This window comes from Phyllobacterium sp. SYP-B3895 (assembly GCF_009647635.1).
GTDB classification, from domain to species: Bacteria; Pseudomonadota; Alphaproteobacteria; order Rhizobiales; family Rhizobiaceae; genus Phyllobacterium; species Phyllobacterium pellucidum.
In genome coordinates this window covers 515,784-529,516 of record NZ_WJIG01000001.1, presented here as the reverse complement: position 1 = coordinate 529,516, position 13,733 = coordinate 515,784, and the positions used below count along the sequence as shown (strand labels likewise).

12 protein-coding genes are annotated in these 13,733 nt (G+C 59.5%); 11 read left to right on the top strand and 1 reads right to left on the bottom strand.

The annotated features are described in order from the left end of the window. The 3 genes from GF108_RS02550 to GF108_RS02540 all read left to right on the top strand — a co-directional run bounded on the left by GF108_RS02550 (position 1) and on the right by GF108_RS02540 (position 3,095). Positions 1–906 (top strand): carbohydrate ABC transporter permease, encoded by a 906-nt coding sequence (locus GF108_RS02550; protein WP_027230756.1) that lies wholly within the window; start codon positions 1–3, stop codon positions 904–906. Positions 907–1,017: 111 nt separating this feature from the next. Next, a complete protein-coding gene (locus tag GF108_RS02545) occupies positions 1,018–1,299 on the top strand; it encodes a DUF2160 domain-containing protein (protein WP_027230755.1) in 282 nt (93 codons plus the stop codon). A gap of 71 nt (positions 1,300–1,370) precedes the next feature. Then, the gene (locus GF108_RS02540) at positions 1,371–3,095 is read left to right on the top strand and encodes an ABC transporter substrate-binding protein (protein WP_153666748.1); all 1,725 of its coding nucleotides are present in this window, start codon (positions 1,371–1,373) and stop codon (positions 3,093–3,095) included. A gap of 116 nt (positions 3,096–3,211) precedes the next feature. Here GF108_RS02540 and GF108_RS02535 read toward each other — a convergent pair whose 3' ends face one another. Beyond that, positions 3,212–4,375 (bottom strand): dihydrodipicolinate synthase family protein, encoded by a 1,164-nt coding sequence (locus GF108_RS02535; protein ID WP_153666747.1) that lies wholly within the window; start codon positions 4,373–4,375, stop codon positions 3,212–3,214. A gap of 217 nt (positions 4,376–4,592) precedes the next feature. On the opposite strand from GF108_RS02535, the gene GF108_RS02530 reads away from it, so the two are divergent. The 8 genes from GF108_RS02530 (at position 4,593) to GF108_RS02495 (ending at position 13,733) form a co-directional block, all read left to right on the top strand. Continuing rightward, a complete protein-coding gene (locus GF108_RS02530) occupies positions 4,593–5,630 on the top strand; it encodes a LacI family DNA-binding transcriptional regulator (RefSeq protein ID WP_153666746.1) in 1,038 nt (345 codons plus the stop codon). Beyond that, a complete protein-coding gene (locus GF108_RS02525; RefSeq protein ID WP_153666745.1) occupies positions 5,627–6,628 on the top strand; it encodes a Gfo/Idh/MocA family protein in 1,002 nt (333 codons plus the stop codon). The genes GF108_RS02530 and GF108_RS02525 overlap by 4 nt, the downstream gene beginning before the upstream one ends. 17 nt (positions 6,629–6,645) lie before the next feature. Continuing rightward, positions 6,646–8,247 carry an acyl CoA:acetate/3-ketoacid CoA transferase gene (locus GF108_RS02520; RefSeq protein WP_153666744.1) on the top strand — a complete coding sequence of 534 codons (1,602 nt, stop codon included), beginning with the start codon at positions 6,646–6,648 and terminating at the stop codon, positions 8,245–8,247. Then, complete coding sequence (locus GF108_RS02515) at positions 8,240–9,019, top strand: enoyl-CoA hydratase/isomerase family protein (RefSeq protein WP_153666743.1); 780 nt, start codon at positions 8,240–8,242, stop codon at positions 9,017–9,019. The genes GF108_RS02520 and GF108_RS02515 overlap by 8 nt, the downstream gene beginning before the upstream one ends. Further along, a complete protein-coding gene (locus GF108_RS02510; RefSeq protein WP_153666742.1) occupies positions 9,019–10,524 on the top strand; it encodes an aldehyde dehydrogenase family protein in 1,506 nt (501 codons plus the stop codon). Before GF108_RS02515 ends, GF108_RS02510 begins: the two co-directional genes overlap by 1 nt. A 107-nt stretch (positions 10,525–10,631) precedes the next feature. Continuing rightward, positions 10,632–11,879: an ABC transporter substrate-binding protein gene (locus tag GF108_RS02505; RefSeq protein WP_113281113.1), complete on the top strand. Its 1,248-nt coding sequence runs from the start codon at positions 10,632–10,634 to the stop codon at positions 11,877–11,879. Positions 11,880–11,976: 97 nt separating this feature from the next. Next, positions 11,977–12,855: a carbohydrate ABC transporter permease gene (locus tag GF108_RS02500; RefSeq protein ID WP_027230746.1), complete on the top strand. Its 879-nt coding sequence runs from the start codon at positions 11,977–11,979 to the stop codon at positions 12,853–12,855. Further along, positions 12,852–13,733, top strand: a complete 882-nt coding sequence (locus GF108_RS02495) for a carbohydrate ABC transporter permease (protein ID WP_027230745.1) — start codon at positions 12,852–12,854, stop codon at positions 13,731–13,733. The genes GF108_RS02500 and GF108_RS02495 overlap by 4 nt, the downstream gene beginning before the upstream one ends.

Genomic DNA, 13,733 nt, shown 5'->3' with positions numbered 1-13,733 from the left:
ATGTCGGTGCAGAACGAAACCCTTGCACGCACAAGCGGACGGCCTGCCGCCGAGCAGCGGCAGATCGACAAGGCGCTGGCCCGCAGGATGCGGCGGCGTGGCGACGAGTCGAAATTCTGGTGGCTGGTCCCGACGCTGTACATCATCTTCCTGCTGCTTCCGATCTATTGGCTCGTAAACATGAGCTTCAAGACCAACCAGGAGATTTTGACTACCTTCACGCTGTGGCCGCAAAATCCGACACTTCACAATTACGCGGTGATTTTCACCGACCCGTCATGGTATCGCGGCTACATCAATTCGATCATCTATGTCGTCATGAACATGGTGATTTCGGTGCTGGTTGCCCTGCCTGCGGCCTATGCCTTCTCGCGCTACCGCTTCCTTGGCGACAAGCACCTGTTCTTCTGGCTGCTGACCAACCGCATGGCGCCGCCAGCGGTGTTTGCGCTGCCGTTTTTTCAGCTCTATTCGGCATTCGGCCTCATTGACACACATATCGCGGTGGCTCTGGCGCACTGCCTGTTCAACGTGCCGCTCGCCGTCTGGATCCTCGAGGGTTTCATGTCGGGCGTGCCGAAGGAGATCGACGAGACCGCCTATATCGACGGCTATTCGTTCCCGCGCTTTTTCGTGAAGATCTTCGTGCCGCTCATCGCGAGCGGTATCGGCGTCGCCGCCTTCTTCTGCTTCATGTTCTCTTGGGTGGAGCTCCTGATCGCCCGTACGCTGACGACCACCGATGCCAAGCCGATTGCGGCAACGATGACACGCACGGTTTCAGCGTCTGGCATGGATTGGGGGCTGTTGGCCGCCGCCGGCGTGTTGACCCTGATCCCGGGCGCCATCGTCATCTACTTCGTCCGAAACTATATCGCCAAGGGCTTCGCCCTGGGGAGGGTATAATGACGGGCTTGGAGGAGCGTGCGCTGAGGATAGCGGAGGCGCGCGTGCTCGGGAATGCGCCAAGGATAGCATCCCGTTCTGACTTTAGATTTGCACGGAAGGAGGCCTGACATGGACCTTTCATGGATGGCATGGACCGTGCCGACCGCACTGTTCTTCATGACGATCTTCCTTCTTCTGATCGGCATGGCGGTGTGGGAATACTTCTCGCCGGGCGGCAATCCCCGCATCGGCATATTGCGCTTTGAAACGACGCGGGGCGACCGGCTTTTCGTGTCGCTGCTCGGCGCCGCCTATATCCATCTTGCCTGGCTTGGCCTCGTTGGTCCCAACCTCTGGTGGGCTCTGGCAATTTCGGTGGTCTACGCCATCGGCGTGTTCCGCTTCGTCTGACTTATGAAATTGAGACAGGGCATTCCGCCCTGTCCCAACAATGCAATCGCAGCAACTCTGGGAGGACAACCATGCGAACGCGATTATTGACGACAACGACAGCAATGGTGCTGTTGTTCGGCGCAGGCAGTGCCTGGGCCGGAATCGATGAGGCCAAGGCGTTCCTCGACAAGGAAATCGGCGACATGTCGACCCTTGATCGCGCTGCTCAGGAAAAGGAGATGCAGTGGTTCATCGATGCCGCCAAGCCCTTCGCGGGCATGGAAATCAAGGTGGTGTCGGAGTCACTGACGACCCACAGCTATGAATCGCAGACGCTGGCCCCGGCCTTCACCGCGATCACCGGCATCAAGGTCACTCACGACATCATTCAGGAAGGTGACGTCGTCGAAAAGATCCAGACGCAGATGCAGACGGGCCAGAACCTCTACGACGCCTGGGTCAACGACTCGGATCTGATCGGCACGCACTGGCGCTACCAGCAGGTGCGTAACTTGACCGACTGGATGGCCAATGAAGGCAAGGACGTGACCAATCCCGGTCTCGACGTCGACGACTTCATCGGAACCAAGTTCACGACTGCGCCGGACAAGAAGCTTTATCAGCTTCCCGACCAGCAGTTCGCCAACCTCTATTGGTTCCGCTACGACTGGTTCAACGACGAGAAGAACAAGGCCGATTTCAAGGCGAAATACGGCTACGATCTCGGCGTTCCGGTCAATTGGTCTGCCTATGAGGACATTGCCGAATTCTTCAACGGTCGCGAGATCGACGGCAAGAAGGTCTATGGTCACATGGACTACGGCAAGAAGGATCCGTCGCTTGGCTGGCGCTTTACCGATGCCTGGCTTTCCATGGCTGGCAATGGTGACAAGGGCTTGCCCAACGGTCTCCCGGTCGATGAATGGGGCATCAAGGTCGATGCGCAGTCACGCCCGGTCGGCTCCTGCGTTGCCCGCGGCGGCGATACCAACGGACCGGCAGCGGTCTATTCGATCCAGAAATATCTCGACTGGCTGAAGGCCTATGCACCGCCGGAAGCTCAGGGCATGACCTTCTCCGAATCGGGTCCGGTTCCGGCGCAGGGCAATATCGCCCAACAGATTTTCTGGTACACCGCCTTCACCGCCGACATGGTCAAGCCAGGCCTTCCCGTCGTTAATGCAGATGGCACCCCGAGATGGCGCATGGCGCCCTCGCCGCATGGTGTTTACTGGAAAGACGGCATGAAGCTCGGCTACCAGGACGTCGGCTCATGGACGCTGATGAAGTCCACGCCGGAGGATCGCGCCAAGGCCGCATGGCTCTATGCGCAGTTCGTAACCTCGAAGACCGTGGATGTGAAGAAAAGCCATGTCGGCCTCACCTTTATCCGCGAATCGACCATCCAGGACAAGAGCTTCACCAAGCGTGCGCCTGAACTCGGCGGTCTGATCGAGTTCTATCGTTCGCCGGCTCGCGTTCAGTGGTCGCCGACGGGCACCAACGTTCCTGACTATCCGAAGCTGGCACAGCTCTGGTGGCAGGCCGTGGGTGACGCTTCTTCCGGTGCCAAGACCGCTCAGGAAGCCATGGACTCGCTTTGCGAGGAGCAGGAAAAGGTGCTCGGCCGCCTCGAGAAATCAGGCGTCCAGGGTGATATCGGTCCGAAGCTGGCCGAGGAGCATGACCTTGCCTACTGGAACGCGGACGCGGTCAAGGCTGGCAATCTCGCGCCGCAGCTGAAGATCGAAAACGAAAAGGAGAAGCCGCAGACCATCAACTACGACGAACTGGTCAAGAGCTGGAACAAGTAAGCTTCAACGATTGGAGCGGGGAGGGGACGGTGCTTCGGCACCGTCCCTTTTTCTATGTGTGTGAGAGGTGGTCCATGGATGCTCGGGCTTGTCCCGAGAACCCATGAGTAAGTGCCTTACACCCCATAAACCTGCAAAAGGCTCTTCATCCGGGCCACCGCAAGGTCAGGCTTGTCGAGCACATTGGCCCCATCCGCAAGCCGGAAGATGTCGGCGTAGTGCACGATACCCCGCGCAGACTGCATCCCGGCCGGCATGACGAAGTGGCTTTGGTGGCCATTGAGCCAGGCGAGGAAGACAACACCGGCTTTGTAGTACTGCGTCGGTGCCTCGAATATCTTGCGCGAGAGCGGCACGGTCGGCTCGATGGTCTCGCGAAATGCCTCGGCATCGCCGGCTGCGAGGTGCGCGAGCGCCTTTGATGCCGATGGGGCAACGGCGTCGAAAATGCCGAGAAGAGCGTGGCTGTAGCGCTCTCCGTCACCCTCGATCAACTCGGCATAGTTGAAGTCGTCGCCGGTAAAACAGAGGACGTCGTCGGGCAGGCGCTTGCGCAGCTCGATCTCCTTCGCATTGTCGAGCAGCGAAATCTTGATGCCTTCCACCTTGGCTCTATTGTCGTTGATGACGGCAAGGACGGTTTCGAGCGCAGTTTCAAAGCTTGCCGAACCCCAATAGCCGGCAAGATGGGGATCGAACATGTCGCCAAGCCAATGCAGGGTCACCTTTTCCCGCGTCTGCGAGAGGATGGCGTTATAGACGGTGCGGTAGTCATCGGCAGAGCGGGCGACACGAGCAAGCGCACGGCTCGCCATCATCACCGAGCGTCCGCCTTCGCCTTCAATGAAGCCGATCTGGGTCTCGTAGGCGTAGATGACATCCTGAAGCGATTTCGCATCCTGGGGCAACAACTGGTCCGTTCCGCCACCGCAGGCAAGATCGGCGCCCGAAACGGTACGCGCCTCGGCGAGCGAGCGGCGGATCAGCTCCTGCGCGGTAGCCCAGTCGACGCCCATGCCGCGCTGCGCCGTGTCCATGGCCTCGGCAATCTTGAAGCCGAGCGACCACAGGTGATGGCGAAATGCCATCGTCGCATCCCAGTCGATGGCGGGCGAGGTCCAGGGATGGGCATCGCGGAGCGGATCGGAAACGATATGCGCCGCGGCATAGGCGATGCGATTGAACGAGGGCGGGGACGATGGTTTGGCAAGCGGCTCGCCGCGCAGGCTATAGGCAGCGCTTGCTCCATCTGAAGTCGGCAGGTTGAGGCTTATTGTCATGCGTTCGCTCCCATACTGACGTCGGCTTTTTAATTTGGAACGTTCCAAAACACAAGTGGCAAGCCGAAAAATTATCGGAAGAGTTAGACTAACACCCAGAAAGAGGTGCGATGAAGACAAAACCCGCGTAGAACAGCGCCTTTGCCGCGTCATAAAGAAATCTCTTGACATATTTGGAACGTTCCAATTAACTGTGCAGCGACTGGGAGAGATCACCTTGAGCAAGACACGGACAAGCATTGTGGACATTGCGCGCGCCGCCGGCGTGTCGAAATCCACCGTGTCGCTGGTCCTCCAGGGCAGTCCGCTCGTTAATGAAAAGACCCGCGAAAAGGTCATCGCGCTCATCAATGATCTGGGCTATGTCTACAATCGCGGGGCGGCAAATCTGCGCCAGTCGAAATCGAAAATCATCGGCATCGTCGTCAACGATCTGACCAACAGTTTCTTTGCGGAACTGGCTGTCGGCGTCGACATGGTGGTGCAGTCGGCAGGCTATGTGCAATTCCTCGCACATAGCGGCGAAAGCGTCGACAGGCAGCGCCAGGTCATCGCCTCGATGCGTGAAAACGGCATCGCCGGCCTTATCCTGTCACCGGCACGCGGAACCGACGCAAGTGACGTCAAGCCGCTCGCCGACAGCGGCATTCCCGTTGTGGTCGTCGTGCGCAATCTTCCGGGCGCAAAGGTTTCGACGTTGCTTTCCGACAATTACGCCGGCGCGAAAGCGGCAGTCCGCCACCTCATCAATCTCGGGCACCGGCGCATCGCCTTCATGGGCGGTTTTGCCGACACGGCCGTGTCATCCGACCGGGTGCGGGGTTATCGGGATGCCCTGATGGAAGCCGGTATTCCCCTCAACCAAAACTTCGTCATTCATTCTGCGCCCTCGCGCGCCGGCGGCGCCACCGCGGTAGAACGCATGATGTTCTTTGACGAGCGCCCCACTGCGGCGCTGTGCTTCAACGATGCAGTCGCCTTCGGCGTGTGCGATGGCCTTCGCTCCAACAATATCGAGCCGGGCAAGGGTTTTGCAGTCATCGGATTCGACGATGTCATTGAGGCAAAGACAGCCGTTCCCGCCCTGACGACCGTCTCGGTCGATCCGCAGGGCATGGGCCAGCGGGCGGCACAGCTTTTGATGAAGCAGATCAATGCCGGGCAGGTCGACCAGGAAACACTGGTTACGTCGGTGCGTCTCGTCGTGCGCCAAAGCTGTGGCGCGCCTGTCAGGCAAACGGAGGAATTGGCATGATACGCTGGGGTCTGATTGGTGCGAGCACCATCGCACATGAATGGGTCATCGATGCGATCCGCGCCAGTGGCGGCGAGATTGTCTCGGTCATGAGCACCAATGCCGAGCGCGGCCGCAAATATGCCGACGATCACGCAATTCCCCATTCGGTCACAACGCTCGACGCGTTGTTCAGCGAACAGCCGATCGATGCAGTCTATATCTCGACGACCAATGAACTGCACAAGGACCAGGTGCTCGCTGCAGCGAAGGCGGGAAAGCATGTACTGTGCGAAAAGCCGCTTGCAACGAGCCTTGAGGATGCGCGGGCCATGGTCGAGGCCTGCCGCGCCACCAATATCGTCTTTGCCACCAACCACCACCTACGCAACGCCGCAAGCCATACGGCGATGCGCGATGCCATTGCTGCGGGCAAGATCGGCAGGCCGCTCGCCGCCAAGGTTTTCCACGCCGTCTATCTTCCGCCGCATCTTCAAGGCTGGCGCCTGGATCGTCCGGAAGCTGGCGGCGGCGTGATTCTCGATATTACCGTCCACGATACCGATACGCTGCGCTACGTGCTTGGCGACGACCCGCTCGAGGCAGTCGCCTTCGGCCAGAAGAGCGGGCTTGCCAAAGAGGGCCTCGAGGACGGTGTGATGGGCGTCATGCGCTTCAAGTCGGGGCTGATTGCTCTGTTTCATGACGGCTTCACCACGAAGTACTCCGAAACGGGCTTCGAAGTGCACGGCACGGAAGGCTCGCTTGTCGGGCACAATATCATGACGCAGAAGCCAGTCGGCACGGTCATACTCCGTAATGCCGACGGCGAAAGCGAACTCAAGCTCGACCACAGGAATCTCTACGAGACAGGCCTTGCCAAATTCCACGCCGCCATTGCCGGCAACGGCCGGCCTGCAGCGTCGGGCGAGGACGGTGTCTGGTCGCTTGCCGCCGTCATCGCCGTTACGGAAGCCGCGCGGACCGGAACCGCCCAAAAGATCAATCCAGGCCTTTGAAAGCACGATCCAAGAGCATGAACAAGCACATAACCCCCGAAGAGGCCGCGAACCTCATTCCTGACGAAGCCATCGTCTCCGTCTCATCGTCGAGCGGGCTCGGTTGCCCCGACCTGATGCTGAAGGCGATCGGAGCGCGCTTCGAGGCTACAGGTCACCCGCGCGATCTGACGACCCTGCATCCGATAGCCGCCGGCGACATGAGCGGGATCAAGGGCGTCGACTACATTGCCCGGAAGGGGCTTTTGAAGAAGATCGTCGGCGGCTCCTACCCATCGGGTCCGTCCAGCGCCGAACCTCCATTGATCTGGCAGATGATCGGCAATGACGAGGTTGCCGCATATAATGTGCCCTCAGGCATTCTCTTCGACATGCACCGTGAGGCTGCCGCCAAGCGTCCGGGCGTCTTGACCAAGGTCGGGCTCGACACATTCGTCGATCCGGACCGACAGGGTTGCGCCATGAATGCATCCGCCGCGAAGGAACCGTTGGTGCGCAAGATCGAATTCGATGGCGAAGAATGGTTGTTCTTCAAGCCGATCGTGCCGCAGGTCGCCATCATCCGTGCAACGACCGCCGACGAGCGCGGCAATCTCACCTACGAGCATGAAGGCGCCTATCTTGGTGGCTTCGATCAGGCGCTCGCAGTGCGCAACAATGGCGGCATCGTCATTGCGCAGGTCAAGCGGATCACCAAGAGCGGCTCGATGAAGCCGCACGACGTGCGCGTTCCAGGCATCCTTGTCGATTATGTCGTGGTCGATCCGGAACAGAAGCAGACAACACAGACGCTGTATGATCCGGCTATTTCCGGCGAGATATTCCATCCGCTCGAAGATTTCGAACTACCGGATTTCAATATCCAGAAGGTTATCGCGCGACGGGTCGCGACGGAACTCGAGGCAGGCAGCGCCGTAAATCTCGGCTTCGGCATCTCGGCAAACGTGCCGCGCATTCTGCTCGAAGAGGGTTTGCACGGTGCCGTCGCCTGGGTCATCGAGCAGGGTCCGGTCGGCGGCATTCCGCTTCTCGACTTTGCCTTCGGTTGCGCCTCGAATGCCGAGGCTTTCGTGCCCTCGCCGCACCAGTTCACCTATTTCCAGGGCGCTGGTTTCGATGCGTCGCTGCTCTCGTTCCTGGAAATCGACAAGAGCGGTTCTGTCAACGTATCGAAGCTGAGTTTCCGCCCGCATGTGACTGCTGGCGCCGGCGGCTTCGTCGATATCACGGCGCGCGCTCGCAAGATCGTCTTCTCGGGCATGTTCAATGCCGGGGCGAAAGTACATGTCGAAGGCGGAAAGCTGGTGATCGAAAAGGAAGGCAAGCTCAAGAAGCTGGTCAACGAGGTTGAGCACGTCACCTTCTCCGGTCGCCGCGCCATCGAGCAGGGACAGGACATCACCTATGTGACCGAGCGCTGCGTCATGGCGCTGCGTCCCGAGGGTGTTGTGCTGACTGAAATCGCCCCCGGCGTCGATCTGCAGGCGCATATTCTCGACCAGTCCGAGTTCCCGCTGGTTGTCGCGCGCGACCTGAAACAGATGGATGCCCGCCTCTTCCAGCCGCAGCCGTTCGGCCTCGAATTGCCGCACAAGCCTCAGAGGACAATCCATGGCTGAGCCGCGCATCACCGTCACTTTCGCCGGTCACGTCGCCACGATCACCGTGTCGCGCCCGGAAAAGCTCAATGCCTTCGATCTCGACATGCTGAAGGAACTGAGTGCGGCCTGCGACGCTGTCGAAGCCAACGCCGAAACGCGCGTCGCGATCCTCACCGGCGCCGGCAAGGCGTTCTCGGCCGGCGGCGATATCAAGGCTTGGGCAGCCATGACGCCCAATGAGTTCGGCCATGCCTGGGTGCGCTTCGGCCACCGCGTGTTCGAGCGCCTTGCGACCTTGCGCGTGCCGCTTATCGCCGCGCTCAATGGTCATGCGCTGGGCGGCGGGCTCGAGCTTGCCGCAACTGCTGATATCCGCATCGCGGAAGCCCAGATCAAGCTTGGCCTGCCGGAAACCGGCCTAGGCATGGTGCCGGGCTGGTCGGGAACGCAGCGCCTTGTCCGGCGCTTCGGCGCGCAAGTCGTGCGCCGCATGGCGCTCGGCGGTGAAATCTTCAGTGCAGGCGAAGGCTTGGGCCTCGGCCTTCTCGACCACGTGGCCGAAACCGGCGCCGCGGTCGCAATGGCAACGGCCTATGCGGAACGTATTGCCAAGCGCGGACCGGCTGCCGTCGAAGTGGCTAAACTCATGATTGCCTCGGCCAATGGCGAAGACAATGGAACGGCGGTCGAAGCGCTGGGCTCGATCCTCGTCGCAAAGACAGCGGACCTTAAGGAAGGTGTTTCGGCCTTTGCCGAAAAGCGCGAGCCCGCATTCAAAGGAGAATGGTAATGACGATTCTGGTGCGCCCACGGGCGCTCGAAGATTTCAAGGTGCGCGAATTTCAGCTGCTGATCGATGGCCGGTGGGTCGATGGTTCCGGCGGCGCTTCCATCGAGCGCAAGAGCCCGGGACATGGTGTCGTCGTCTCCCGCTATCAGGCCGCAACGAAAGCCGACGCGGAACGCGCCATCGCCGCAGCGCGCCGCGCCTTCGATACGGGTACCTGGTCCCGCATGACCGGCGCAGAGCGCTCGAACATTCTGCTCAAGGCTGCCGAATTGATTGCCGCGCGTTCCGATGAACTCGCCTATCTCGATTGCATCGAGTCGGGCAAGCCGATCAGCCAGGCCAAGGCCGAACTCGGCGGCGCCGTGGATATCTGGCGCTATGCCGCTGCGCTCGGCCGGGATCTCCATGGCGAAAGCTATAATACGCTCGGTGAAGGCACACTCGGGGTCGTCCTGCGCGAAGCGATCGGCGTCGTTTCAATCATAACGCCGTGGAATTTCCCGTTCCTTATCGTCAGCCAGAAACTGCCTTTCGCCCTGGCGGCTGGTTGCACGGCCGTGGTCAAGCCATCGGAGCTTACCTCCGGCTCGACGCTTGTGCTTGGGGAGATCCTGATGGAAGCCGGCGTTCCTGCCGGTGTCGTCAATATCGTGACGGGAACCGGCGCGGAAGTCGGTGCGCCCATGACCGTTCATCCTGATGTCGACATGGTGTCCTTCACCGGCTCGACGCTGGTCGGCAAGCTGACCATGGCCAATGCCGCGCAGACCTTGAAAAAGGTGTCGCTGGAGCTTGGCGGCAAGAACCCGCAGATCGTGTTTCCCGACGCGGAACTCGACGATTTCATCGATGCGGCGGTCTTCGGCGCCTATTTCAATGCCGGCGAATGCTGCAATGCCGGTTCGCGCCTTATCGTCCACCGCGATATCGCTGACGACGTCGTTGCCCGCATCGCCGCTCATTCGGCCAAGGTAAAGGTCGGCGATCCGCTCGATCCGCAGACTAAGGTTGGCGCCATCATCACGCCGGAGCACCTGGCGAAGATCGACGGCTATGTGCGCAATGCAGCAACCGGCGGAGCGAATATCAGCCATGGCGGCGAGCCACTGGAACTCGGCATGGGACAGTTCATGTCGCCGACCATCCTGTCGGCCGTGCAGCCGGACATGGCAGTCGCACGCGAGGAGGTTTTTGGCCCGGTTCTCTCCGTCCTGACCTTCGAAACGCTCGATGAAGCGGTTCGCATCGCCAATTCCATCGATTATGGTCTGTCAGCCGGCGTTTGGAGCCGCGATTTTGATACGTGCCTGACGATCGGGCGCCAGGTTCGTGCCGGGACGATCTGGATGAACACCTTCATGGACGGCGCTTCGGAATTGCCGTTCGGCGGCTACAAGCAGTCCGGTCTCGGCCGGGAACTGGGCAGGCATGCGGTTGAGGATTACACGGAAACGAAGACACTCAACATGCATCTGGGTAGGAGGAAAGTCGTATGGGCGAGCTGATTAAATCGATTGTAAAGCCCCTTCCGCCTATTGTAAGAATGCTCCGGACTTGAGGAATCTCAGTCGGATATTTTGGATATTTTCTTTTTTCAAATGGGAGGCCTGAAATGAAAAAGTGGATGAATACGGTCGCCGCCGCAGCGATGCTGCTCGGGACTGCAACGGCGGCCCGCGCTGCTGAAAACGTCGAGGTCCTGCATTGGTGGACTTCCGGCGGTGAAGCAACGGCGCTCGAAGTCCTGAAGAAGGATCTCGAGACCAAGGGCATCACCTGGTCTGACATGCCCGTCGCCGGTGGTGGCGGTTCAGAAGCCATGACCGTGCTGCGCGCCCGTGTTACCGCCGGCAATCCGCCGACGTCGGTGCAGTCGCTCGGTTTCGATATCACCGACTGGGCAAAGCAGGGCGCACTGACCAATGTCGATGACGTCGCTGACAAGGAAAAGTGGGGCGACGTGATCCCGGAGGCACTGCAGAAGTTCTCCAAGTATGACGGCCACTGGATCGCCGCGCCGGTCAATGTTCACTCGACCAACTGGGTATGGATCAACAAGGCAGCCCTCGACAAGGCTGGCGGCAAGGAACCTGCGAATTGGGACGAACTGATCGCTCTCCTCGACAAGTTCAAGGAACAGGGCATCACGCCGATCGCCCATGGCGGCCAGCCCTGGCAGGATGCGACCATCTTTGATGCCGTTGTTCTTTCCCTCGGCAACGACTTCTACAAGGCGGCATTCATCGATCTCGACCCCAAGGCTTTGGGCGGCGACAAGATGAAGGAAGCTTTCGACCGCATGACTAAGCTGCGCAGCTATGTCGACGACAATTTCTCCGGTCGCGACTGGAACCTTGCTTCGACCATGGTTATCGAAGGCAAGGCCGGCATGCAGTTCATGGGTGACTGGGCCAAGGGTGAATTTGTGAAGGCAAAGAAGGAGCCCGGCGTGGACTTCGTCTGCATGCGCTTCCCGGGCACCCAGGGGTCGGTAACCTTCAACTCCGACCAGTTCCTCTTCTTCAAGAAGAGCGATGCTGACCACAAGAACCAGCTGGTAATGGCATCGGCCATCGAAAGCCCGAGCTTCCAGTCAGCGTTCAACGTGGTCAAGGGTTCGGCTCCGGCTCGCACGGACGTTCCGGATACCGCTTTTGACGCTTGCGGCAAGAAGGCCATCAAGGATCTTGCCGAAGCCAGCAAGGGCGGCACGCTCTACGGCTCCATGGCTCATGGCTATGCGGTTCCTGCTGCCGTGAAGAACGCGATCTATGACGTCGTCACGCGTGAATTCAACGGTGAACTGAGCTCCGAAGACGCGGTGAAGGAACTCGTTTCCGCCGTTGACGCTGCGAAATAAGCTTAGTCCTCTATCCGGGGCAGCACATGCCCCGGATAGAATTCTCCGCCCCGTCGCGGCAACGATATAAAACGATATTGATTTAAGAGGTGAGGCTATGGATACCCGCAGCCGCATACAGGACCTTATACCCAAGCTGGTTCTCGGACCGAGCTTTCTGATCGTCCTGATCTTCGTCTATGGCTTTATCATCTATACCGGCATTCTGTCGTTTACGGACAGCAAGATGTTGCCGTCCTATGGATTTGTCGGCTTTGAAAATTACCGCAAGCTGTGGGCGTTGCCGCACTGGTGGCGGGCTATTACCAACCTTGGCATATTTGCCTCGCTCTACATCATCATCTGCACGGTGCTCGGCCTGGGTCTCGCCATCCTTCTCGACCAGAAGATCCGCATCGAAGGTGTCCTGCGTCCCATCTATCTCTATCCCATGGCGCTGTCGTTCATCGTCACCGGCGTCGCCTGGAAATGGTTTCTCGATCCCGGCATCGGTCTTGAAAACACCATGCACCAGTGGGGTTGGGAAAGCTTTCAGTTCAACTGGATCAAGGACTCGAAGATGGCGATCTACACGGTCGTTATCGCTGCGGTCTGGCAATCCTCCGGCTTCGTCATGGCGATGTTTCTCGCCGGCTTGCGCGGCGTCGACAATGAGATCATCAAGGCGGCGCAGATCGACGGCGCATCGACCGGCATGATCTACCGGCGCATCATCATTCCGCTGATGCGGCCCGTGTTTCTTTCCGCCTTCGTCGTTCTCGCGCATCTTGCGATCAAGGCATACGATCTCGTCATCGCCCTGACCGGCGGCGGGCCTGGCCAGGCAACCGAATTGCCGGCGACCTTCATGTATTCCTATACGTTCACCCGCAATTCCATGGGCATCGGCGCCTCATCGGCCATCATCATGCTGATCACGATCTTCGCGATCATCATCCCCTACCTTTATTCCGAAATCAGGGGAGGCAACAAATGAGCGCTCCAAGCCCCGACAATGTAATCAACAGCGGCAAACTCACCCGCGTCGTCATCTATATCGCCCTTCTGGTTTTCGCGTTCTACTACCTGCTGCCACTCTACGTAATGGTGGTGAACTCGCTGAAGACGCTCGATGAAATTCGTCAGGGCGGCATGCTGTCGCCACCGCATGAATGGACGATCCAGCCCTGGCTCTCGGCCTGGTCGACCGCGCAGATCGGCGTGCAGCCCACGGGCCTGCGGCCCTATTTCATCAACTCGATCCTGATGGTCATTCCCGCAGTCGCCATATCGACGGTGATCGGCGCGCTCAACGGCTATGTCCTGACGAAATGGCGGTTCCGCGGCTCGAACGTCATGTTCGGCATGCTGCTGCTCGGCTGTTTCATCCCGTTCCAGATCGTGCTCATACCGATGGCGCGCGTCCTCGGCTTTCTCGGCATGGCCGGCACTATCCAGGGATTGATCCTCGTCCATATCGTCTATGGCCTCGGCTTCACGACGCTCTATTTCCGCAACTACTACGAGGCATTTCCGACCGAACTGGTGCGCGCGGCGCAGATCGATGGCGCAAACTTCTTCCAGATATTCTGGCGTATCCTCCTCCCGTCGTCTGGGCCGATCATCGTCGTATCCGTGATCTGGCAGTTCACCAACATCTGGAACGACTTCCTTTTCGGCGCATCGTTCTCCGGCTTCAGCAGTACGCCCATGACGGTTGCGCTCAACAATCTCGTCAACTCGTCGACGGGCGTGAAGGAATACAACGTGCATTTCGCCGGCGCCATTCTCGCCGCCCTGCCAACTCTCATCGTCTACATCGTTTCCGGGCGGTATTTTGTCCGCGGCCTCATGTCCGGCGCCGTGAAGGGATAA